Source organism: Pseudomonas sp. 58(2021), from assembly GCF_017491585.1.
In the GTDB taxonomy this organism is placed as follows: domain Bacteria; phylum Pseudomonadota; class Gammaproteobacteria; order Pseudomonadales; family Pseudomonadaceae; genus Aquipseudomonas; species Aquipseudomonas fluorescens_BT.
Genome location: NZ_JAFGYZ010000010.1, coordinates 170,237 through 191,465, shown reverse-complemented (window position 1 = coordinate 191,465; position 21,229 = coordinate 170,237). Strand labels below are relative to the sequence as shown.

Annotated in this window: 17 protein-coding genes and 2 pseudogenes; 7 read left to right on the top strand and 12 right to left on the bottom strand. The window is 62.7% G+C overall.

Annotated elements, in window-relative coordinates:
• The first annotated feature begins 1 nt into the window (after window position 1).
• Entirely contained in the window at window positions 2-1,417 is a 1,416-nt protein-coding gene (locus tag J5M72_RS14090; RefSeq protein WP_207865884.1) for a DNA polymerase Y family protein, read from the top strand.
• A complete protein-coding gene (locus J5M72_RS14085) occupies window positions 1,393-4,491 on the top strand; it encodes an error-prone DNA polymerase (RefSeq protein ID WP_207865882.1) in 3,099 nt (1,032 codons plus the stop codon). The genes J5M72_RS14090 and J5M72_RS14085 overlap by 25 nt, the downstream gene beginning before the upstream one ends.
• Here J5M72_RS14085 and J5M72_RS14080 read toward each other — a convergent pair.
• A pseudogene (locus J5M72_RS14080) lies at window positions 4,492-4,764 on the bottom strand (flavin reductase family protein); the annotation flags it as partial.
• Window positions 4,758-5,068 (bottom strand): annotated as a pseudogene (locus tag J5M72_RS14075) (spermidine/putrescine ABC transporter ATP-binding protein); the annotation flags it as partial. The pseudogenes J5M72_RS14075 and J5M72_RS14080, both read right to left, overlap by 7 nt.
• A 152-nt stretch (window positions 5,069-5,220) precedes the next feature.
• Between J5M72_RS14075 and J5M72_RS14070 the strand changes: the two are divergent.
• From J5M72_RS14070 to J5M72_RS14060, 3 genes are all read left to right on the top strand, one after another.
• Entirely contained in the window at window positions 5,221-5,910 is a 690-nt protein-coding gene (locus J5M72_RS14070) for a GntR family transcriptional regulator (RefSeq protein ID WP_207865880.1), read from the top strand.
• Window positions 5,911-6,042: 132 nt separating this feature from the next.
• Window positions 6,043-8,154: an ATP-binding protein gene (locus J5M72_RS14065; RefSeq protein WP_169430627.1), complete on the top strand. Its 2,112-nt coding sequence runs from the start codon at window positions 6,043-6,045 to the stop codon at window positions 8,152-8,154.
• 29 nt (window positions 8,155-8,183) lie between these two features.
• On the top strand, window positions 8,184-10,817 hold the full coding sequence (locus J5M72_RS14060) for an excinuclease ABC subunit UvrA (RefSeq protein WP_207865878.1): 2,634 nt from the start codon (window positions 8,184-8,186) through the stop codon (window positions 10,815-10,817).
• 120 nt (window positions 10,818-10,937) lie between these two features.
• Here the strand turns inward: J5M72_RS14060 and J5M72_RS14055 are convergent, their stop codons facing one another.
• The 7 genes from J5M72_RS14055 to J5M72_RS14025 all read right to left on the bottom strand — a co-directional run bounded on the left by J5M72_RS14055 (window position 10,938) and on the right by J5M72_RS14025 (window position 17,125).
• Window positions 10,938-12,881, bottom strand: coding sequence for a response regulator (locus J5M72_RS14055; protein ID WP_207865876.1), 1,944 nt, complete (start codon window positions 12,879-12,881; stop codon window positions 10,938-10,940).
• The gene (locus tag J5M72_RS14050) at window positions 12,871-13,746 is read right to left on the bottom strand and encodes an ATP-binding protein (RefSeq protein ID WP_169430624.1); all 876 of its coding nucleotides are present in this window, start codon (window positions 13,744-13,746) and stop codon (window positions 12,871-12,873) included. Before J5M72_RS14050 ends, J5M72_RS14055 begins: the two co-directional genes overlap by 11 nt.
• Complete coding sequence (locus tag J5M72_RS14045; RefSeq protein WP_169432656.1) at window positions 13,739-14,749, bottom strand: ATP-binding protein; 1,011 nt, start codon at window positions 14,747-14,749, stop codon at window positions 13,739-13,741. The genes J5M72_RS14050 and J5M72_RS14045 overlap by 8 nt, the downstream gene beginning before the upstream one ends.
• Complete coding sequence (locus J5M72_RS14040) at window positions 14,746-15,150, bottom strand: anti-sigma regulatory factor (protein ID WP_039768856.1); 405 nt, start codon at window positions 15,148-15,150, stop codon at window positions 14,746-14,748. The genes J5M72_RS14045 and J5M72_RS14040 overlap by 4 nt, the downstream gene beginning before the upstream one ends.
• A complete protein-coding gene (locus tag J5M72_RS14035) occupies window positions 15,147-15,509 on the bottom strand; it encodes an STAS domain-containing protein (protein ID WP_011334518.1) in 363 nt (120 codons plus the stop codon). Before J5M72_RS14035 ends, J5M72_RS14040 begins: the two co-directional genes overlap by 4 nt.
• A 3-nt stretch (window positions 15,510-15,512) precedes the next feature.
• On the bottom strand, window positions 15,513-16,364 hold the full coding sequence (locus tag J5M72_RS14030) for an STAS domain-containing protein (RefSeq protein ID WP_169430623.1): 852 nt from the start codon (window positions 16,362-16,364) through the stop codon (window positions 15,513-15,515).
• 239 nt (window positions 16,365-16,603) lie between these two features.
• Window positions 16,604-17,125 carry a DUF4142 domain-containing protein gene (locus J5M72_RS14025; protein ID WP_207865874.1) on the bottom strand — a complete coding sequence of 174 codons (522 nt, stop codon included), beginning with the start codon at window positions 17,123-17,125 and terminating at the stop codon, window positions 16,604-16,606.
• A 206-nt stretch (window positions 17,126-17,331) separates the two neighbouring features.
• On the opposite strand from J5M72_RS14025, the gene J5M72_RS14020 reads away from it, so the two are divergent.
• Window positions 17,332-17,574: a DUF465 domain-containing protein gene (locus J5M72_RS14020; RefSeq protein WP_039768852.1), complete on the top strand. Its 243-nt coding sequence runs from the start codon at window positions 17,332-17,334 to the stop codon at window positions 17,572-17,574.
• A gap of 107 nt (window positions 17,575-17,681) precedes the next feature.
• Complete coding sequence (locus J5M72_RS14015; protein ID WP_207865872.1) at window positions 17,682-17,867, top strand: hypothetical protein; 186 nt, start codon at window positions 17,682-17,684, stop codon at window positions 17,865-17,867.
• 62 nt (window positions 17,868-17,929) lie between these two features.
• On the opposite strand, the gene J5M72_RS14010 is transcribed toward J5M72_RS14015, so the two are convergent.
• The 3 genes from J5M72_RS14010 to J5M72_RS14000 form a co-directional block, all read right to left on the bottom strand.
• Window positions 17,930-19,006: an SMP-30/gluconolactonase/LRE family protein gene (locus tag J5M72_RS14010; protein WP_207865870.1), complete on the bottom strand. Its 1,077-nt coding sequence runs from the start codon at window positions 19,004-19,006 to the stop codon at window positions 17,930-17,932.
• Entirely contained in the window at window positions 19,003-20,148 is a 1,146-nt protein-coding gene (locus J5M72_RS14005; protein ID WP_207865868.1) for an SRPBCC family protein, read from the bottom strand. The genes J5M72_RS14010 and J5M72_RS14005 overlap by 4 nt, the downstream gene beginning before the upstream one ends.
• 109 nt (window positions 20,149-20,257) lie before the next feature.
• Window positions 20,258-21,121, bottom strand: coding sequence for a LysR family transcriptional regulator (locus tag J5M72_RS14000; protein WP_207865954.1), 864 nt, complete (start codon window positions 21,119-21,121; stop codon window positions 20,258-20,260).
• Window positions 21,122-21,229: the final 108 nt, after the last annotated feature.

Genomic DNA, 21,229 nt, shown 5'->3' with positions numbered 1-21,229 from the left:
CATGCGCTGGGTTTGCATTCTGTTCCCGCAATTGGCCCTCGACGCCGTGTTGCGTCAGCGCCCCGATCCCGAGCAACCGTTGGCGCTGCTCAGCGGCCCGGCCCAGCGCCGGGTGCTGCAAGCGGTCAACCCGGCAGCGCGGGCATTGGGCTTGCGTCCGGGTCAGTCGATGACCGCCGCGCAAGCCATGAGCAAAGGGTTCGCCACCGTCGATTACGATTCGGCCGAGGTCGAGCACTGGCAGCAGTTTCTCGCCGCCTGGGCCTATCGTTTCAGCGCCCAGGTCAGCGTCCATTACCCGCGCACCGTGGTGTTCGAGATCGAATCGAGCCTCGGGCTGTTCGGTTCCTGGGCGCAGTTCGAAGCACGGTTGCGCACGGAACTGACGGAGCTGGGCTTTCGGCACCGCATCGTTGCCGCGCCCAATCCGGTGGCGGCGCGGGTGTTGGCCAACGCCTACGACGGATTGGTGGTGCCCGACGGTGAAGCCCTGTGCCATCACCTCGGGCAACTGCCGGTCGACCGCGTCGGGCTTGAGCCGAGCGTGGCCACGGCGCTGTCGCGGATGGGCCTGCGCAACCTTCATCAGGTGCAGAGCCTGCCGCGTCAGGCCCTGGCCCGGCGTTTCGAGGCGCCGATGCTCAAGCATCTGGACACGTTGTTCGGCGCACGGCCGCTGGCGCTGGCGTTCTACCTGCCGCCGGATCGCTTCGACGTACGTATCGAACTCAACTTCGACGTGCAGTCCCATCAGGCGCTGTTGTTCCCGTTGCGCCGCCTGACATCCGATCTGGCGGCGTTTTTGTGCGGCCGCGACAGCGGCGTGCAGCGCTTCGATCTGCATCTGGAACATGCGGGGCTGCCGGACACGCTGATCAAGGTCGGCCTGCTCAGCGCCGAGCGGGATCCGGCGATGCTCTTTGAACTGGCCCGTGGCCGACTGGAGCAGGTGCAGGTCGAAGCCCCGGTGCGCGGTTTTCGTCTGCGCGCCGAAGACTTGCCGAGTTTCGTGCCGCAGTTTCAGGAACTGTTCGACGAGCGCCCGCAGCAGACCTTGCCCTGGGAGCAATTGCGCGAACGCCTACGCGCGCGGCTGGGGGATGAGGCGGTGCAGGGCCTGCGCTTTCAGGCCGATCATCGCCCGGAGTGCGCGTGGCAGAACGCCGATGACAAACAGCGTTGCCCTGCATTGCCGGGCGTGCAGCGTCCGGGCTGGTTGCTGGGCGAGCCGCAGTCGGTGCCCGAAGGTTCGGCACGCATCCTCATGGGGCCGGAACGCATCGAGTCCGGCTGGTGGGACGGTGATGACGTGCGCCGCGACTATTACCTGATCCAGAACCGCGCTGGCCAGCAAGGCTGGGCGTACCGGGCAGTGGGTGAGGGCGGCCCGTTGTGGCTGCAGGGCTGGTTCGCGTGAATCTGGGTTATGCCGAGCTGCACTGTCTGTCGAACTTCAGTTTTCAGCGTGGTGCTTCGAGTGCGCTGGAGCTGTTCCAGCGGGCGAAAAAACATGGCTATCAGGCGCTGGCGATCACCGATGAATGCACCCTGGCCGGGATCGTCCGTGCCTGGCAGGCGGCAAAATCTGTGGAGCTGCCGCTGATTATCGGCAGTGAGATGCGCATCGAAAACGGCCCGAAACTGGTGTTGCTGGTGGAGAACATCGAGGGTTATCAGGCGTTGTGCGGCTTGATCACCCAGGCTCGACGGCGCACCCAGAAAGGCCAGTATCAAATACTGCGCGAGGACTTCAGCGAGCCGCTGCCGGGGCTATTGGTGCTGTGGGTGCCGGAGGCGGTCGATGACATGAAAGAGGGCCGTTGGCTGAAGCAGACTTTCGGCGAGCGGCTGTGGCTGGCGGTGCAGTTGCATCGCGGGCAGAACGATCAGCAGCGGTTGACCGCGTTGCTGAGCCTGGCGGATGAACTGCAGATCCCCGCCGTGGCCAGTGGTGATGTGCACATGCACGCCCGTGGCCGGCGAGCCTTGCAGGACACCATGACTGCGATCCGCCATCACGTCCCGGTGGCCGAAGCCGGATTGCGTCTGCATCCCAACGGCGAACGGCATTTGCGCTGCCTCGATGTGTTGCGCGAGTTGTATCCGCAGACCTTGCTGGACGAGTCGGTGAAACTGGCTCGCCGCTGCACGTTCGATCTGGGCGAGTTGCGCTATCAATACCCCAAAGAACTGGTGCCTGAAGAGCACAGCGCCAGTTCCTGGCTGCGCCACCTGACCGAGCAAGGCATCGCCTGGCGCTGGCCGAAAGGCGCACAGCCCAAGGTGCTCAAGCAGATCGATGATGAGCTGAAGTTGATCGCCGAGCTCGGCTACGAAAGCTACTTCCTCACCGTACACGACGTGGTGCGCTTCGCCCGGGAGCAGAAGATTCTCTGCCAGGGCCGGGGCTCGGCGGCCAACTCGGCGGTGTGTTTTGCCTTGGGCATCACCGAGATCGACCCGGACCGCACCACGCTGCTGTTCGAGCGTTTCATGTCGAGGGAGCGCAACGAGCCGCCGGACATCGACGTGGATTTCGAGCACGAACGCCGGGAAGAAGTCCTGCAATACGTGTTTCGTCGTTATGGCCGTCGTCGTGCGGCGCTGACGGCGGTGGTCAGCACTTACCACGCTTCCGGCGCGATCCGCGACGTGGCCAAGGCGCTGGGCTTGCCGCCGGACCAGATCAATGCGCTGGCCGACTGCTGCGGCCACTGGAGCGATGAAACGCCGCCCTTGGAGCGCCTGCGCGAAGGCGGTTTCGACCCCGAAAGTCCGCTGCTGCACCGGGTGCTGAGCCTGACCGGGCAACTGATCGGTTTTCCCCGGCATCTGTCGCAGCACCCCGGCGGTTTCGTGATTTCCGAGCAACCGCTGGACACCCTGGTGCCGGTGGAAAACGCCGCCATGGCCGACCGCACGATCATCCAGTGGGACAAGGACGATCTCGACGCGGTCGGGCTGCTCAAGGTGGATATCCTCGCCCTCGGCATGCTCAGCGCGATTCGCCGTTGTTTCGACCTGCTGCGCCGCCATCGCCATCAGGACCTGAGCCTGGCCACCATCCCGCCTGACGATCGCCCGACCTACGACATGATCAGCCGCGCCGACACCATCGGCGTGTTCCAGATCGAGTCCCGGGCACAGATGTCGATGCTGCCGCGCCTGCGCCCGCAAACCTTCTACGACCTGGTGATCGAAGTGGCCATCGTCCGGCCGGGGCCGATCCAGGGCGGGATGGTGCATCCGTACCTGCGCCGCCGGAACAAGGAAGAAAAGGAAACCTATCCGTCCCCGGAGCTGGAGGTGGTGCTCAAGCGCACCCTCGGCGTGCCGCTGTTTCAGGAACAGGTGATGCAGATCGCCATCGTCGCCGCCGACTACAGCCCCGGCGAGGCCGACCAGTTGCGCCGTTCCATGGCGGCGTGGAAACGCCACGGCGGGCTGGAACCGCACAAGGAACGGCTGGCGGCCGGCATGAAGAAAAACGGCTACAGCCCGGAATTCGCCGCGCAGATCTTCGAGCAGATCAAGGGTTTCGGCAGCTATGGTTTTCCCGAGTCCCACGCCGCCAGTTTTGCCTTGCTGACCTATGCCAGTTGCTGGCTCAAGTGCCATGAACCGGCGGCGTTTGCCTGTGCGCTGATCAACAGCTGGCCGATGGGTTTCTACAGCCCGGACCAGATTCTTCAGGATGCGCGCCGGCATCATTTGCAGATCCGCCCGGTGGACGTGCGCGCCAGCGACTGGGATTGCAGTCTGGAGCCGATTGTTGGCGCACAACCGGCGATCCGCATGGGCCTGCGGATGATCAAGGGTTTTCGCGAGGAAGATGCGCGCAGCATTGAAAGCGCTCGGACGAGGGGCACGTTTGCCGATGTCGCCGACCTGGGCGAACGGGCCGGGCTCGACAGTCGGGCCCAGGCGCTGCTGGCGGATGCCGGGGCGTTGCGCGGCCTGGCCGGTCACCGCCATCGGGCGCGCTGGGAGGTGGCCGGGGTGCAGAAACAGCTCGGGTTGTTTGCCGGATTGCCGAGTCAGGAAGAACCGGATGTGCGGCTGCCCACGCCGAGTGTCAGCGAAGACCTGTTCACCGATTACGCCACGCTGGGCACCACGCTGGGGCCGCATCCGCTGACGCTGTTGCGCGACGAATTGCGGGCGCGGCGCTGTCGCAGTTCCCGGGAATTACTGGAGGTCGAGCACGGGCGACCGGTCAGCGTGGCAGGGCTGGTGACCGGCCGCCAGCGTCCGGGCACTGCCAGCGGCGTGACTTTCGTGACCCTGGAAGACGAGTTCGGCAACGTCAATGTGGTGGTCTGGCGCGATCTCGCCGAGCGCCAGCGTCAGGTGCTGGTCGATTCGCAGCTGCTCAAGGTTGACGGCCGCTGGGAGCGCGAAGGCGAGGTGCGGCACCTGATCGCCGGACGCCTGAGTGATCTGACTCCGCTGCTCAACGGCATCCGTGTACAGAGCCGCGACTTCCACTGATCAGCGCTGTGGCCAGAACCGCTCGCCACCCCCCGGTGCCTCCGTCCACGCCTGCAACGTGCGGGTTGGCAGATCGAAATAATCCCGGGTTCGCGCATAACCATGCCCGCCCATGCAACCGATCGCATCGAGCCCCAATTGATCGATGTACAGGGTTTTCGGGTCGATCAACTCGTCGCGCACATGGGCCATCAACACCTCGCCAAAAATGATCTCCCGTGACTGGCCGATGTTCAGCGCCATCATTCGCCGACATTCCAGCGCCACCGGTGCTGCGGACGCTCATAAATGTCGGTCGGGGTGCCGATCTGCAGGATCTTGCCGGCAGACATCACCGCGATCCGGTCGGACAGGGTCAACACTTCTTCCTGATCGTGGGTGACGAAGAAGACCCTGCATCTCGAGGCCGAAGGCGATATTCTGCGCGACACTCATGTGCGGAAACAGCGCGTAACTCTGGAACACTGTGTTGACCCGACGCTTGAACGGCGGCAGGTGGTTCACGGTTTCGCCCGCCAGCCGGATCGCCAGGGTCATCAGAATACCGCTTGGATACGTTGCGCACTTCAATGGCTATTGGTTGACCCGCAATGGTGCAATTCTCTAATTATTGTATGCAATATCTGAATGCAATTTAGAGATGCCCGGATTAATCTGCTGGCGCAACCCCCCATTTACCTGACTGAGTCGTTCGTCGGGCAGCGTTGCCAGCATTGAAGGAGTTTTCAAATGACCGAGAAAAAAACGGAAACCACGGTCGACCGCGTCTACCAAGGGGTTTACGAGGCGATCAGCAAGCGTTCGCTGCGTCCGGGGATGAAGCTGGGCGAGGCGTCGCTGGCGGAATTGTTCAATGTCAGCCGCACGTCGGTTCGCGCGGCACTCAAGCAACTGGAGGCCGACGGACTGGTTACCACCGAGCCCAATAAAGGTGCGTCGGTGTCGTTGCCCAGTGATGAAGAAATCCGTTCGCTGTTCGAAACCCGGCGCCTGATCGAGATCGGCATCGTCACCGAGCTGTGCCGGCGCAAGGATTGCGCCGCGATGCAGGACCTGCGCGAACACCTGCTGCTGGAAGATGAGGCCCACGCGGCCGGTGACCACGAACGGCTGATTCACCTGCTCGGCGAGTTCCACCTCAAACTGGCCCGCAGCCTGAACAACCCGGTGCTGCTCGACTGGTTCCAGAAGCTGATTTCCCGCGCTTCGCTGTACGCCGCCGCGCTGGACGACGACAGCCACCAAGCCTGTCGCGACGATGAGCATCTGCGCCTGATCGAGTACATCGAGGCCGGTAATCAGAGCGCGGCCATCGAGCTGACCTGCATGCACCTGGACGGTATCCAGAAGGCGATTCTCGACGTCGCTGCGAAGATGAAGAGCGGCTACCACCCGCTCAAACACCTGATCGAAGTCTGAGTCTTGGCTGGGTCCGAAATCGGCTATACCTCTAATGAAACCAATGAGGCCTCTCGATGCTCGAAACACACGGGCGTGGCGTCAGAGGGCGTTGCGAAATCGGTCGAAAACCACAGGACATTGAGTCAATCGATGCAGTTTTTATCCGATAGTCACGGTTGTGACGGCTGGCAGGGCGAGATGGCCGGGCGAATCCGTGCGTTCGACTGGAGCGGGACCGATCTGGGCCCTCTCGAATCCTGGCCGGCCAGCCTGTGCAGCACGGTGCAGTTGATGCTCGCGTCTCCGTTGCCGATGGTCATGCTCTGGGGCCGTGCCGGCTACATGATCTACAACGATGCCTACTCGCGGTTCGCCGGCGGCCGCCACCCGTACCTGCTCGGCGTGCCGGTGGAGCTGGGCTGGCCGGAGGTCGCCGACTTCAATCGGCATGTGGTCGACACCTGCCTGGCAGGCGGCACCCTGGAGTACCGCAACAAGGTGCTGGTGCTGTTGCGCGATGGCGTGCCCGAAGATGTCTGGCTCGACCTTTATTACAGCCCGGTGGCCAACGATGCCGGGGTTCCGGCCGGCGTCATGGCGATGGTGGTGGAGACAACCGAGCTGGTGCTGTCCGAACGTCTGCGTCAGGCTGCCGAAGACGCCTACCGCGCCGACAATGAACGGGTTCGGCTGGCGCTGAATGCCGGGGCGCTGCTCGGCTCGTTTGTCTGGGACGTCAGAAACAACGTGCTGTCGGCCGACGAGCGATTCGCCCGGACATTTTCCTACCCGCCTGATCAAGACCTGACCAACCTGCCGCAGCATATCGCCGAAGCGCACATTCACCCGGACGATCGCAATTGGGTACGGGAGTGCGTGGAGAATTCGGTACGTACCGGCGAGCCCTACAACGCCGAATACCGAGTGGTGCGTGCCGATGGCAGTTGTCTGTGGGTACTCGCCAGCGGCGCCTGCGAATTTGACGAGCAGGGCCGGCCGTTCCGTTTCCCCGGCGTGCTGATCGACATTCACGAGCGCAAGACCGCCGAAGAATCCCTGCTCAAGTTCACCCGCAACCTCGAACAGCGTGTGGCGGATGAAGTCGAGGCGCGCCTCACCGCCGAAGAGCAATTGCGTCAGTCGCAGAAACTCGAAGCCATCGGCGGCCTCACGGGCGGCGTGGCCCACGACTTCAACAACCTGTTGCAAGTGATCGCCGGCAACCTGCACCTGCTGGCCCGTCATGAACCGGACAATGCCAACGTGCAACGCCGGGTCAGCGCCTCGCTGGCGGCGGTGGAGCGCGGGGCCAAGCTGTCCTCGCAACTGCTGGCGTTTGCCCGGCGCCAGCCGCTGTCGCCGGCAGTGTGCGATCCTCGGCAGATCTTCGAAGGCGTCGGCGAATTGCTGCAACGGGCACTGGGGGAAACCATTCAGATTGATGTGCAACTGCCCGAGGAACCGTGGCACATCAACGTCGACCGCAATCAACTGGAAAACGCTATTCTCAATCTGGCGATCAACGCCCGGGATGCCATGAAAGGCGAGGGCACGATCGTGCTCGGCGCCGCCAATACGTCACTGGATCGGACGTTCTGCGCCGGCAAGGGCATCGCGCCGGGGGATTTTGTGCGGGTTTCGGTCAGTGACAGCGGCGTCGGCATCGCCCCGCACATGCTGGAGCAGGTCTTCGAACCGTTCTTCACCACCAAGGCTGACGGCCAGGGCACGGGCCTGGGCTTGAGCATGGTGTTCGGTTTCGTCAAACAGAGCGGCGGGCATGTCGAGATCGACAGCCACGTCGGCGAGGGCACGCGGGTGCAGTTGTATTTTCCGCGCAGCTTGCGACCGATGCTCGATGAAACGCCAGGCGCGCAACGTCAACAGGCGGGCGGCAACGAGACCATTCTGGTGGTCGAAGACAACGAAGCGGTGCGCACCTCCGCTGTCGAACTGTTGCGCGAGGAAGGTTACCGGGTGCTGATCGCCGGCAATGGCGACACGGCCATGCAAATGCTGCTGGAGGGTGCCCGGGTCGACCTGATCTTTACCGACGTGGTCATGCCCGGGCTGATCAAAAGTTCCGATCTCGCCGCCTGGGCCAAGGTGCAAATGCCGCCGGTGGCCGTGCTGTTCACCTCCGGCCACACCCGCGACATCATCTCGCGCAATCACCAGCTCAGCCCGGACACCCATTTGCTCGGCAAGCCCTACGGGCCCGAGGCGTTGTTGCAAATGATCCGTGCGGTGCTGAGTGCCTGAGCCATTTCTCTTCAGACCAAGGTTGGCCGATGACTTCCAAGCGCAGCTCCAGTTCCGCCGCCGGCATGGTCCGGGTGCGCGGTGCCCGCGAACACAATCTGCAGAACGTTGACGTCGATATTCCCCGGGATGCGCTGGTGGTGTTTACCGGGGTGTCCGGTTCGGGCAAGTCGTCGCTGGCGTTTTCGACCTTATATGCCGAAGCGCAGCGCCGCTATTTCGAATCGGTGGCGCCCTACGCGCGGCGGTTGATCGATCAGGTCGGCGTGCCGGACGTCGATTCCATTGAGGGCCTGCCGCCGGCCGTGGCCCTGCAGCAACAACGCGGCACGCCGAGCACGCGTTCGTCGGTGGGCAGCGTCACCACGCTGTCGAGCCTGATCCGCATGCTGTACTCCCGCGCCGGCAGTTACCCGGCGGGTCAGCCGATGCTGTACGCCGAGGACTTCTCGCCGAATACGCCGCAAGGCGCCTGCCCGGAGTGCCATGGATTGGGGCGGGTGTACGAAGTCACCGAAGCGCTGATGGTGCCCGATCCGAATCTGACCATCCGCCAGCGCGCCGTGGCGTCCTGGCCGCTGGCCTGGCAGGGGCAGAACCTGCGCGACATCCTGGTGACCATGGGCATCGACGTCGACATACCCTGGCGCAAGCTGCCGAAAAAGCAGCGCGACTGGATCCTCTTCACCGAGGAAACACCAACGGTTCCGGTGTACGCCGGGCTGACGCCGGAAGAAACCCGCGTCGCCCTCGAACGCAAGATGGAGCCCAGTTATCAAGGCACGTTCACCGGTGCCCGGCGCTACATCCTGCACACCTTCACCCATTCGCAAAGTGCGCTGATGAAGAAGCGCGTGTCGCAATTCATGCTCGGCAGCCTGTGCCCGTTGTGCGATGGCAAGCGCCTCAAACGCGAGGCGCTGTCGGTGACGTTTGCCGGCCATGACATCGGCGAGTTGTCGCGTATGTCGCTGCTGCAAGTCGCTGAGGTCTTGAAGCCGGTAGCTGACGCGAGCTGGCTGGAACAGGTCGATGAGCCCGGCGAAACCCTGACGCACAGCCAGACCCGCGAAGCCCGGCAACAGCGCGTAGCCCATGGCGCCAGCGGCCACACCCACGCACCGGACGTGCGCCACACCCCCAACCTGTCGCTGGAAAAACGCCTGGCGGCGCAGCGCATCGCCGAGGACCTGCTGGAGCGGGTCAGTACCCTGACCGATCTCGGCCTCGGTTATCTGGCGCTGGAGCGCAGCACGCCGACCCTGTCGTCAGGCGAGCTGCAACGCCTGCGACTGGCCACCCAACTGGGCTCGCAATTGTTCGGCGTGATCTATGTGCTCGACGAACCTTCCGCGGGCTTGCACCCGGCTGACGGCGAGTCGCTGTTCGAGGCGTTGCAGCGTCTGAAGGCCGACGGCAACAGCGTGTTTGTGGTCGAGCACGATCTGGACACCATGCGCCGCGCCGACTGGCTGATCGATGTCGGCCCGGCGGCGGGTGAAAAGGGCGGGCAGATTCTCTACAGCGGCCCGCCGCCGGGGCTGGCAGCGATCGAGCAGTCGCAGACCCGCGCCTATCTGTTCGCCGAACAGCAACGCACCACACGCGCCGCGCGCAAACCGTCGGGCTGGCTGAAGCTCGACGGCGTTACCCGCAACAATCTCGATAACCTCAGCGCCGAATTTCCACTGGGTTGTTTCACCTCGGTCACCGGCGTCTCCGGTTCCGGCAAATCGAGCCTGGTCAGCCAGGCGCTGCTGGAACTGGTCGGCGCGCAGCTCGGGCGCAGCGCCAGTGATGCCGAGCCGGAGGAACTCAATCTGGAAGACGATACCCCGACTGCCAGCACCGGCCAGGTCAGCGCCGGGCTGGAGTCGATCAAACGTCTGGTGCAGGTCGATCAGAAACCCATCGGCCGTACCCCACGTTCGAATCTGGCGACCTACACCGGGCTGTTCGACAACGTGCGCAAGTTGTTCGCCGCGACCGACGAGGCGAAAGCGGCGGGTTACGACGCCGGGCAGTTTTCCTTCAACGTTGCCAAGGGCCGTTGCCCGACTTGCGAGGGCGAGGGTTTTGTCAGTGTCGAGTTGCTGTTCATGCCCAGCGTTTACGCGCCGTGCCCGACCTGCCATGGCGCACGTTACAACCCCGACACGTTGGCCATCCTCTGGCAGGGCTTGAGCATCGCGCAGGTGCTGCAATTGACCGTGGACGAGGCGGTAACGGTGTTTGCCGAGCAACCGGCGATCCGTCGTTCACTGGAAGTGCTGCGCGATATCGGCCTTGGTTATCTGCGCCTCGGGCAACCGGCGACCGAATTGTCCGGGGGTGAGGCACAGCGGATCAAACTGGCCACCGAGCTGCAGCGCAATCAGCGCGGCGCAACGTTGTATGTGCTGGATGAACCCACCACCGGCCTGCACCCGCGAGACGTCGACCGCTTGCTGGAACAACTGGATACGCTGGTGTCGGCAGGGCACACGGTGATCGTGGTCGAGCATGAAATGCGCGTGGTGGCGCAGAGCGACTGGGTGATCGACATCGGCCCGGGCGCCGGAGACCAGGGCGGCAAGATCGTCGTGGCCGGGACACCGCAGAAAGTGGCGGCGAGCAAGAAGAGCCGGACTGCGCCGTTTCTAGCCCGTGCCTTGAACCGATAACTGCGTCGCCTGGGCGGGCCTCATCGCGGGCAAGCCCGCTCGCACAGAGTCTGATGTGTTCACGAAGTTGTGTACGGCACAAAAAACTGTGGGAGCGGGCTTGCCCGCGATGGCGGTGTATCAGGTGCCGTCGAGCGTGCGGCGTACCTTGTCCAGCAATTCGCTGATCTGGAACGGCTTGACCAGCATGTCCATGCCGGCCCCGAGGAACACTTGCCGGTTGATCGCGGTTTCTGCGTAACCGGTCATGAACAGGATCGGCAACGCTTCGCGCCAGTCCCGTGCAACGTCCGCCAGTTCGCGGCCGGTCATGCGTGGCAGACCGACGTCGGTCAGCAGGAGGTCGATCGACGAGTCGTTCTGCAAGCGCTCCAGCGCCGTTTCGATATCGGCGGCCTGGGTGCAGCGGTAACCGGCGTCTTCCAGCACTTCGGTGACGAACAGGCGTACCGTCGGCATGTCTTCGACGATCAACACATGTTCGCCCGAGCCTTGCGGATCAATGGTCACCGGGGTCAGATCGACAGCGGTCGGATCGCTGGTGGCCGGCAGCATGATCGTCACTTCGGTGCCACGTCGCGCCACGCTGCGGATGTGCGCATCGCCACCGGACTGACGGGCGAAACCGTAGATCGTCGACAGACCCAGCCCGGTGCCCTGGCCCAGCGGTTTGGTGGTGAAGAACGGCTCGAACACCTTGTCGATCACGTTGTGCTCGATGCCGGTACCGTCATCGCGCACCGATAGCGCCACATAGGAACCATCGGCGAGGTTCGGGTCGCCGTGGGAATACGCCGCGTAAGTGCTGACCCAGATATTGCCGCCCCGTGGCAATGCGTCCCGGGCATTGATCACCAGATTGAGCACTGCACTTTCGAGCTGGATCGGATCGACCAGCGCGATGGCAGATTTGGTGGTCAATTCGAGCTTGAGGGCGATGCGTTCGCCGATGGTACGCACCAGCAATTCTTCGAGCGAGCGGACGTGTTTGTTGATGTCTACCGGACGGGTGTCGAGCGGTTGCTGACGGGCAAACGCCAGCAGACGATGGGTGAGCGAGGCCGCGCTCCTCGCCGAGCTCAGGGCCGCTTCGGCGTAGAACTGCACCTTGTCCGTCCGGGCATCGGCAACACGTTTCTGAATCAGCTCGAGGCTGGTGATGATCCCGGTCAGGAGGTTGTTGAAGTCATGGGCGATGCCGCCGGTGAGCTTGCCCAGCGCATCCATTTTCTGTACTTGCAGCAGTTGCGATTCAACGCGAACCCGGTCGGCGACTTCCTTGGCCAGTTGCGTGGTGGTGTCGTCCAGTTGCGCCAGGTGCGAACGTTCGCGGTGACGGTGCTCGGTGACGTCTTCGACGAACACCAGGCTCAGTTTGGGGGTCCGATAGGGCGAAATCTGCCATTCGGTCTCGCGTATCTCGCCCTGAACGCGCATGTTCAGCGTGCCTTTCCAGCGCTCGCCATCCACCAGTCGCAGGCGCAGTTCGTCGAGGATCGCGCCCTGATCCTCGGCGAAGCACTCGCTGAGGGTCTGCGGGTCGCGGTTGTCCTGGATCAGTTGGGAGAAGGCGTGGTTGCACTCGTGGACTTTCAGGTCGGCGTCGAGCACCGCGATGGGCGCGGAGATGTTGACGAAAATCTCCCGGAAACGCGCCTCGCTTTCGCGCAAGGCGTTCTCCGTGTCGCGCACCCGCAGCAGGGTGCGCAACGTTGCCAGCAGCACATCGGGATCGACCGGGTGAATCAGATAAGCATCGGCCCCGGCGTCGAGGCCGGTGATGATGTCGCCGGTCTGGATCGACGCGGCCGACACGTGAATCACCGGGAGCAGGGCGGTGCCCGGGTCGGTGCGCAGTTTACGAACGATGTCGAACCCGCTCATGTCCGGCAGATTGACGTCGAGAATCAGCGCATCGAGCGACTGACTGGCGATCAGGGCCAGACCCTCACCGCCGGTGCCGGCCTCGAGCACTACGTAACCGTGGCGCTCCAGGCGTCGGCGCAGGGCGTAGCGGGTGGCGACGTTGTCATCGACGATCAACAGACGGATGTCATGTTTCATCGACGTTCTCCTGGGCAATCGCCAATGGAATGATCACGAAAAAGCTCGAACCCACGCCCGGTGTACTTTCGACACCCACCTCTCCACCGAGCAATTCGGCGAAGCGCTTGCACAGCGACAAGCCGAGACCGGTGCCGCGCAGGCGTTTTTGCAACGGTGAATCGACCTGCGAAAAGTCTTCGAACAGGGTGCCGTGCAGTTCAGGGGCGATGCCGATGCCGGTGTCGCTGACCGCAAATCGCACTTTGTCCTGACCTTCCAGGCGTGCCGAGACCCGGACTTCGCCACGGGTGGTGAATTTCAGCGAGTTGGAAATGAAGTTGCGCAGGATCTGCGCCAGTTTCTTGTCATCGGTGTACAGGCGCGGCAAGCCCACCGGTTCTTCGAAAATCAGGTCCACCGCCGTGGCGTCGACAATCGGCCGGAACATCCCGCGCAAAGCCGCGAACAGGTCGAACATGTCGAACCACGCCGGAGAAATGCTGATGCGACCGGCCTCGATCTTCGCCAGATCGAGCAGGTCGTCAACCATGTCGCTGAGCTCGCGGGCTGCGGTGCTGACGAAGGCCACCTGCTTGTGCTGCTCGGGGCTGAGCGGGCCGTCGAGCTCGTCGGCCAGCAGGCTGTTGATGCTCAGGATCGAGCCCAGCGGCGTGCGGAATTCATGACTCATGTACGACAGGAAGCGGCTTTTCAGGTCAGAGGCCTGGCGCAGTTGTTCGGCCTGAGTGTCGAGTTCGGCGTAAAGGGCCAGCACGCCCTGATTGGTTTCGTCGAGCTCTTCACGCAGCGCTGCGGTTTCGCTCTGCAATCGTGCGATCAGTTCTGCCTGTTCGGCGTTGGTCAAGATCGGAGACTCAGTCATGGGCGGATTCCAGGGCAACGACCAGTACGGTGACATCGTCGCGCCCGCGGCAGAAGTCGCGGTGCAGGACGGTGGCAATCACGGCGGGATGGCGATGCACCAGACCGGGGTAATCCTGCAGGTTCCAGCGGGACTGCAAGCCGTCGCTATACATGATCAATAGATGTCCGTTCACGTGAGCATAGTCAAAAGGCTGGGCTTTTCGGTACTGGCCGCCGACGATGCCCGGATGCGAGGCCAGTCCGCGGGACTTGTCGGAGGCGATCAGACAGGCACCGATGTTGCCGACACCGGTGAACGCCAGACTGGCCCGATCGGCGTGAAACTGCGCGAATGCCACAGCGCCGCCACGGGTTCCGATCATCTCGCGGTGCATGTCTTCCATCAGGACCGTCGGCGCACCGAACGGATTCAGGGCAAAGGCTTTTTCTCCGGCCCGGGCCGCACACTCGGCGTCTTCGCCATGACCCAGACCGTCGACCACCAGAGCACTGACGTCAGCGCCGTGGAATGCCAGATGCCAGACATCACCGCAGGCCGGGTCGTTGTGCAGCGAGTGCTGGCTGACACCATACGGCATATCCACCTGCCGGTCGCTGCGCGGGTATAAACGAGCAAGCAGAACCGCGCCGCGATGGTCGGCAAAAACATCAAAGACATCGGCCTGGCGTGCCACGGCGCCCAGGCCGATGCCCTGAGTACCGCCGGTGGAAAAGCCATCGGCCATGCACGCATCCAGATCAAAGCCGTGCGCCCGGTCGACCGCGATCATCTCGATGCCGTCGTCACTCTGACGCGGCAACAGACGCAGGTGCAGTTCGCCGTGTCCGGCATGCTTGAGCACATTGCTCGCCAGCTCCGTGGCCACCAGCGCCACGCGGCCGGCATCGCTTTCGCCAAAACCGTGTTGCTCGGCCAGGCGCTGGGCCGTACGCCGGACATGGCCGATCTGGCTGCTGTCTTCGATCACCAACACCTGGGTCAATGACCCGCTGATGTTCATGTCCATCGGGTGATCGTTATGCGGGTGCCTTTGCCGGGCTCGGTGTCCAGTTCGAATTCGTCCACCAGTCGCTTGGCCCCGGTCAGGCCCAGGCCCAGACCGCTGCCGGAAGTCCAGCCATCGGTCATCGCCAGTTTGATGTCGGGAATGCCCGGGCCCTCATCGCGAAAGGTCAGGCGCAGGCCGACCTTGTGGTTGTCATCGAGGATCTGCCAGTCCATGTCGCCACCCCCTCCATACACCATGGTGTTGCGCGCCAGCTCGCTGACGGCGGTCACCAGTTTGGTCAGGTCGATCAGGCGCATGCCGCATTCGGTGGCGAGTTTGCGCGCCTGTTGCCGGGCCAGCACCACGTCCTGCTCGATGTTGATCGGTTGGGTACCGCTGCTGCGCACGGTCATTGCTGGCGTACTCGTTCCTGCAGCAGTTTCATGCCGCGCTCGACGTTCAGCGCGGTACTGACGCCTGGCAGGTACAGACCGAGTTCGACCAGGGTAATGGCGACCGCCGGCTGCATGCCGACGAGCATGGTTTCGGCATCCATGATTTTCGACAGGCCGGAAATGGTGCCGATCATCCGGCCAATGAACGAATCGACCATGTCCAGCGCCGAGATATCGATCAGCACCCCGCGCGCGGAGGTCTTGCTGATGCGCTCGGACAGATCGTCCTGAAGGGTGAGGGCGAGCTGGTCGTGCATGTCGACCTGGATGGTCACCAGCAGGAAGTCACCCATCTGAAGAATCGGGATACGTTCCATTGTTCAGACCGTCTTGGTGAGGGTGATGCCCAGACGGGTCAAGGCCAGTTTCAGCGCATCGGCCAGATTGGCCTTGGTCACCACGCCTTGCAGGTCGAGGCCCAGGTGCACGATGGTCTGGGCTATCTGCGGACGCACGCCGCTGATGATGCAGTCGGCGCCCATCAGGCGGATCGCGGTGACGGTCTTGAGCAGGTGCTGGGCGACCAGCGTATCGACGGTCGGCACGCCGGTGATGTCGATGATGGCGATTTCCGAACCGGTGTCGACGATGCGTTGCAGCAGCGATTCCATGACGACCTGAGTGCGTTGCGAATCGAGGGTGCCGATCATCGGCAGCGCCAGTACGCCGTCCCACAATTTGACCACCGGCGTGGACAGCTCCAGCAGTTCTTCCTGCTGACGCTTGATCACCGCTTCACGGGACTTCTGGAACGTGCGGATCGTGTAAAGGCCGAAGGCATCGAACAGTTCGGAGATTTCCCAAAGCTGTTCGGCGAGCAGGGCGGGCTGGTCCTGATAATGGTTCTGCAGCAGGGCGAACAACGGGCCTTTGAGCGAGAAAATGAAATTGGCGGTTTGCTGCGAATCCTGACCGAGCAGGGCGCGGCTGTGGGAGAGCTTTTCGAGGAACTGGCGGATGGCCTCCCAACCGGGGGCGGCAATGTTGGTGCCGTTACCGTTTTCCAGACCACTGAGCACCAGTTGCAGGAATTCGCTGGTCTGTTGCTGTATGTCATGTTCCTTGAGGTTGCGGGTGGTGCCGCTGGCCTGCAATCCGTTGACCCATTCGCTCAACAGTTGTGTCTGTTTGTTCTTCATCGCATCGAGTGTGCTGTTCTGCAGTGCTGCCATGTGCGTTGTGCTCCATTGCGAATTGGGGCCGGCTCTTCGGAAAATGACCGGCGCGAAGTGAATGACCCTGGCCGTTCGAAATAGTTGTTCGTTTCTGTGAGGATATTTTTGATCCGGTGCAGGGAAAGCCCCGTTAACTCTAGTTGGCGTGGCCGGCAACGCCGATTTTTCGCACTTGTGGATGACCCAATAAAAAGAGGCCGCGTCCAGTGGAGGCGGCCTCTTTGCGTGTCTTGCGCTTATTTGGAGGGGTGTTTGGCCTGCAGTTCCTTGGCGGCTGCCAGGTGTTTTTCCAGGCCAGGCAGCATTTTCTGCGCGAAGCCCTTGAGCTCGGTGGCGCCCTTGACCTGGTCGTCGGTCACGGTGTTGGCTTCTTTCTTGAACAGCTCGATGGCTTCTTCGTGGGCTTTCACCTGATTGTTGGCGTAGGCGGCGTCGAAGGATTCATCGCGCATGTCGAGGATTTTTTCCTTGGCCTGTTTCACCAGGGTGGTGGAGTCCGGAACCTTGATGTCGTGGGACTTGGCAATGGTAGCCAGCTCATCGTTGGCCTTGCCGTGGTCGGTGATCATCATGTTGGCGAATGCCTTGATGTCCGCCGACTGGCTCTTTTCCAGGGCGAGACGAGCGGCTTCGATCTCGGCGATGCCGCCAGCTGTCGCGTTATCGACAAAGTCGTTGTCGGTCGCGGCGAAGGCTGAGCCCATGCCGGTACTCAAGGCAACTGCCAGAAAGAGATGACGCAGTTTGAATCCGTCCATTGGTGTTTCTCCACGCAGGTTTTTGTGAGCGTTATTCAATGGAGGGAATGTGCCGATCAAAGGTTTTATCGCATTTGTGCCCAAGGCGACGAACGGCCACCGCTGGTCTGACAGGTGGTCGACAGAAGGGTACAACCAAGGCCATTCTGATAACTGGCCAGCGCAATCGGTCGTGTTGGCTGCCGATCAACTGACGGAGGTGTTCCATGCCGGTGACCCATGATTTGTTACAGGACTTGAAACTCACAAAGGAAGAGATCCAGCAACGACGCACCGCGGATCCACATCTGGATGCACTGATCAACAAGTATTCCCAGGCGGACGCCGAAGTCGTCAAGGCCGAGACGGCGACCTCGGACGCCCCCAGCGATGACACACTGAAAAAACTCAAAGAGAAACGTCTGCAGGTCAAAGACAAGATCGTCGAGCAATTGCAGGCTCGATCCTGACCGTCAGTCGCACCATTGATTTTCGATGGTGCCCGACTGGAACGACAGCCACGACGGCACCTCGAATGTACAGAGTCTTCACGCAGCGACTCTTTGCGAGGTGCCTTATGAACAAACCCAAGCTCCCCAACGACAAGTTCCCCAGTGAAGAGCAGGGCGCTTTCGACCCGGTTCCCACGCATCCCGAACCCAACAGTCCGGCGTATACCGTTCGCCATCCTGAGGAGGAGCGCAAGATCACGGATGTGCCGGAAGATGAGGATCCGGAAAAATTTGATCGATCCAGCAACTGACCGTCTGCCATCGCTGGATTTTCAGCGATGGCACCCCTCGTTTCAGCACACATTCCAGAGCTTCATTCCAAGGCTGCATCCAGCGGCATCCGCGCCATGTGCGTGGCTTTCAGCGAGCCGAAATACAACCAGTCGCCATACTCGCGAGCGGTGGTAATCGGCGAGTAATTGCCGTTGCTGGCATCCTGCAGATTGGCGATGACCTTGCCGTTCAGATCCAGCCCGAGGACAAAGCCGCGTTTCTCCACCGGTTTGGGCAGAACCATCATCGCCCGCACGATCATCTTGCGCACGAACGGATGCCCGGCGGTGCCATCGAGCAGCGGATTGCGCGGCGTGTACAGCGCCACCCAGAAGCGGTCCCGGCCATTGAACGCGAGGTTGTCCGGCAGCCCCGGCAGGTTGTCGATGAACAGATCGTGGGTGCCGGCGTTGGGGCCGGTCAGCCAATAGCGGCTGATGCGGTAGGCACCGGTTTCGTTGACCAGCACATAGGCGTCATCCGGGCCGAGGGTGACGCCGTTGGCGAACTCCAGCTTGTCGAGCAGAACGCTGGTCTTGCCGGTCTGGAAGTCGTAACGCAGCAAGCGACCGTCTCCGCCATGCTCGATGATCGCCTCGCCGTCATGGCCGTAACCCCAGCGACTGCTGGCATCGCTGAAGTAGGCGTAATGCCCGGACTTGTCGATGGCCACATCGTCGGTGAAGCCGAACTTCAGGCCGTTGGCTTCAGTGGTCAGCGCGGTCAGCCGTCCTTGGGCATCAAGGGACAGCAAACCCTTGACCCCATCGGCAATCACCAGCAAGCCGTTGGGGTGTCGCGCCAGACCCAGCGGACGCCCGCCGGTATCGGCGAGCACCTGGCGCTGCTGGCCGTCGAGACTGGTGCGCAGCAGGCGCCCGTCATGCAGGCCGGTGATCAGAAAGTCATCCTCCAGCAGCAGCGCTTCGGGGCCTTCGATACCGCCCGGGCCGACCTGTTTCGCGCTTTTGAGGCGTTGGTTGTCCGCGTAGATCCCATCAGTCAATGATGGGGCGACTTGCGGCTTCCACGCCACAGGCTCGACGTTGGTCGGCATCAGCAACAGGAAGGCCAGAATCAAAATCACCAGCAGCAGGATCAGATGGCGCAGCTTCACACGTGAGCTCCTGCCAGTGCCAGATGTCGGGTGGCCATGTCGCGCAGGGCCAGCATCGAGGCCGCCGACTCGCGTTCGATGCGGCGTTTGAGCAACAGCCGATTGGCGATGCGCATGCCCAGACTGTCGAAGCGGTATTCCAGGGTGCGCACGAAGGCCGTGCCTTCGCCTGCGGCCGAGCATTCATAAGTCAGCCGCAGGGACAGTCCATGATCGCCCTGTGCCCGGGCACACCAGCGCCGTCCCGGCAGATACTCGGTGACTTCCCAGCTCAAATGGCCCTCGCGGCCGCCGGCATGAATGTCTTCCTCGAAACGCCCGCCGGCATGCAGCGGGCCGGCGGGACCGTCGATTCTCAGCGAGGACGGATGCCACTCAGGCCAACGGCTGACCGTGGCGGCGTAGGCGAGTACGGCAATCGGGTCGCCGGTGATATCGATCGGATGCTGCATGCGGGTCATGGGCGTTCTCGAATCGGTGAGGGGGATGGGTTCCGGTTCCCGGTAGAGGGTGCCGAACAGGTAATCCATCAACGGCAGGACGATGTTGAAATTGCGCTCCTGCATGTGTTCACGCCGGTGATGCAATTCGTGCAGACGACGCATCTGGCGAATCCAGGGCAGGCGACTCAGCGGATGTTTTTCCGGCAAGTGTTCGCAGGCGTGGAACACCTCGTAGGTCAGGTAACCCAGTACCATGCAGCCACCGAACAGCCCGGCCACGTTGGCGTTGACCTGCGCAAACAGCCACCAGAAGGGCAGGGTGATCACCAGTGTGTGCACCACGATCAGCCACGCCGGAAACAGGATCACCCGCCAGTCGCGGGCGCTGTCCCAGGTCATGTGGCCGGGGGTGAAGAAACTGTGATGGTCGCCGGCATGGCGGGCGTAGAACATCTTGGCGAAGGCTTTCTTGTGATGCCCGAGATGGCGGTGCACCCCATATACGCCGAAGTTGAAGAACAGCAACGTCAGCGGCACCGTCAGCCATTCCAGCGGGTGAATTTGCTTCACGCTGCTCCAGAACGCGCCGATGGCCAGCATGCCGAACAGCAGCACGAACGCACCGTGCAGCCACGGGTTGTACAGCGGATGAATCGCCGCACGGTAGCGGCTGCGAAATGCCTCGGTGGTCTGCCTCACTGCGGTCACCTGCGGATATTGTCGTTATCCCGGCAGATTAGCCGATCCCGCCGTTTGTGCTGGGTCTACCTTGAGGTCACAACTGCCATGCTCCGGTGCATAGCGGTCGTCAGCTCAACGGGTTCCAGCGCTGCGACCAGTCGTCATCGGCCTCGATCACTTCGCGCAGCAGATCGAACGCCTGTTGCAGGATCGCCGAGTCGCGGTCGCGGGAGTACACGAGGTAGGTGGGATAGCCAAACTCCGGCGCTTTGGTGACGGTTTCCAGTGCGCCGCTTTCCAGGTAGGTGCGAACGACACGGGTACGGAAATAGCCGCTGCCGCCGTTCTCCAGAATGTATTGCAGTGCCAGCGGGCCGAGGTTGAAGCTCAGGGCTGCCTTGGCTTTTTCCGGCAGTGCGGCGTCGTGCTGGCGGCGGAAGTCTTCGCCCCAATCGATGTACACGTAGGGGGCGGGGCGGTTGGGTGTCCGGACCAGAATCAGCTTCTCTTCCAGCACTTGCTCGACCTGCAGGCCCGGCCAGTATTCCGGTTGGTAGACGAGCGCGGCATCGAGCACGCCGAGTTCGAGCTGACGCAGCAGGTTCTCGCCGTCGCGGATGTCCATGCGCAGGGCATGGCTGGGGATTTTCTCGCGCAGTTCGGCGGCCCAGCTGAGCATCAACGGGTTGCACAGGCTGACCTCGCCACCGATGTGCAGCACGTTGTCGTAGCCCTCGGGCAGCGGCAGGTCGCGGCGGGCGGCTTCCCAGGTCTGCACCAGTTGATTGGCGTAGACCACGAAGGCCTCGCCATTGGCGGTCAGGCGCGCGCCGGCGCGGTTGCGCACGAACAGCGTGCTGCCCAACTGGCTTTCGAGCTTTTGTACGCGGGCGGTGATGGCGGTCTGGGTGACGAACAGCTTCTCGGCCGCCGCCGCGAGGCTGCCGTGGCGGACGATTTCCAGAAAGGTGCGGGCGAGGTCGATGTCCATGGGCGGGCCGGAGATTGAGGTGCCGGCATTGTAAGTCAAAAGCGCCCTCACCCTAGCCACTCCCCGAGGGAGAGGGGACCGACCGAGTTGTCTTGCGCTATACATCGA

Excerpts from the sequence above, each read along its gene's own strand:
- J5M72_RS14055 (WP_207865876.1), bottom strand. The coding sequence starts at position 12,881 with ATGAAACATGACATCCGTCTGTTGATCGTCGATGACAACGTCGCCACC.
- J5M72_RS14045 (WP_169432656.1), bottom strand. The coding sequence starts at position 14,749 with ATGAACATCAGCGGGTCATTGACCCAGGTGTTGGTGATCGAAGACAGC.
- J5M72_RS14020 (WP_039768852.1), top strand. The coding sequence starts at position 17,332 with ATGCCGGTGACCCATGATTTGTTACAGGACTTGAAACTCACAAAGGAA.
- J5M72_RS14050 (WP_169430624.1), bottom strand. The coding sequence starts at position 13,746 with ATGACTGAGTCTCCGATCTTGACCAACGCCGAACAGGCAGAACTGATC.
- J5M72_RS14065 (WP_169430627.1), top strand. The coding sequence starts at position 6,043 with ATGCAGTTTTTATCCGATAGTCACGGTTGTGACGGCTGGCAGGGCGAG.
- J5M72_RS14015 (WP_207865872.1), top strand. The coding sequence starts at position 17,682 with ATGAACAAACCCAAGCTCCCCAACGACAAGTTCCCCAGTGAAGAGCAG.
- J5M72_RS14090 (WP_207865884.1), top strand. The coding sequence starts at position 2 with ATGCGCTGGGTTTGCATTCTGTTCCCGCAATTGGCCCTCGACGCCGTG.
- J5M72_RS14030 (WP_169430623.1), bottom strand. The coding sequence starts at position 16,364 with ATGGCAGCACTGCAGAACAGCACACTCGATGCGATGAAGAACAAACAG.
- J5M72_RS14060 (WP_207865878.1), top strand. The coding sequence starts at position 8,184 with ATGACTTCCAAGCGCAGCTCCAGTTCCGCCGCCGGCATGGTCCGGGTG.
- J5M72_RS14070 (WP_207865880.1), top strand. The coding sequence starts at position 5,221 with ATGACCGAGAAAAAAACGGAAACCACGGTCGACCGCGTCTACCAAGGG.
- J5M72_RS14000 (WP_207865954.1), bottom strand. The coding sequence starts at position 21,121 with ATGGACATCGACCTCGCCCGCACCTTTCTGGAAATCGTCCGCCACGGC.
- J5M72_RS14040 (WP_039768856.1), bottom strand. The coding sequence starts at position 15,150 with ATGACCGTGCGCAGCAGCGGTACCCAACCGATCAACATCGAGCAGGAC.
- J5M72_RS14025 (WP_207865874.1), bottom strand. The coding sequence starts at position 17,125 with ATGGACGGATTCAAACTGCGTCATCTCTTTCTGGCAGTTGCCTTGAGT.
- J5M72_RS14035 (WP_011334518.1), bottom strand. The coding sequence starts at position 15,509 with ATGGAACGTATCCCGATTCTTCAGATGGGTGACTTCCTGCTGGTGACC.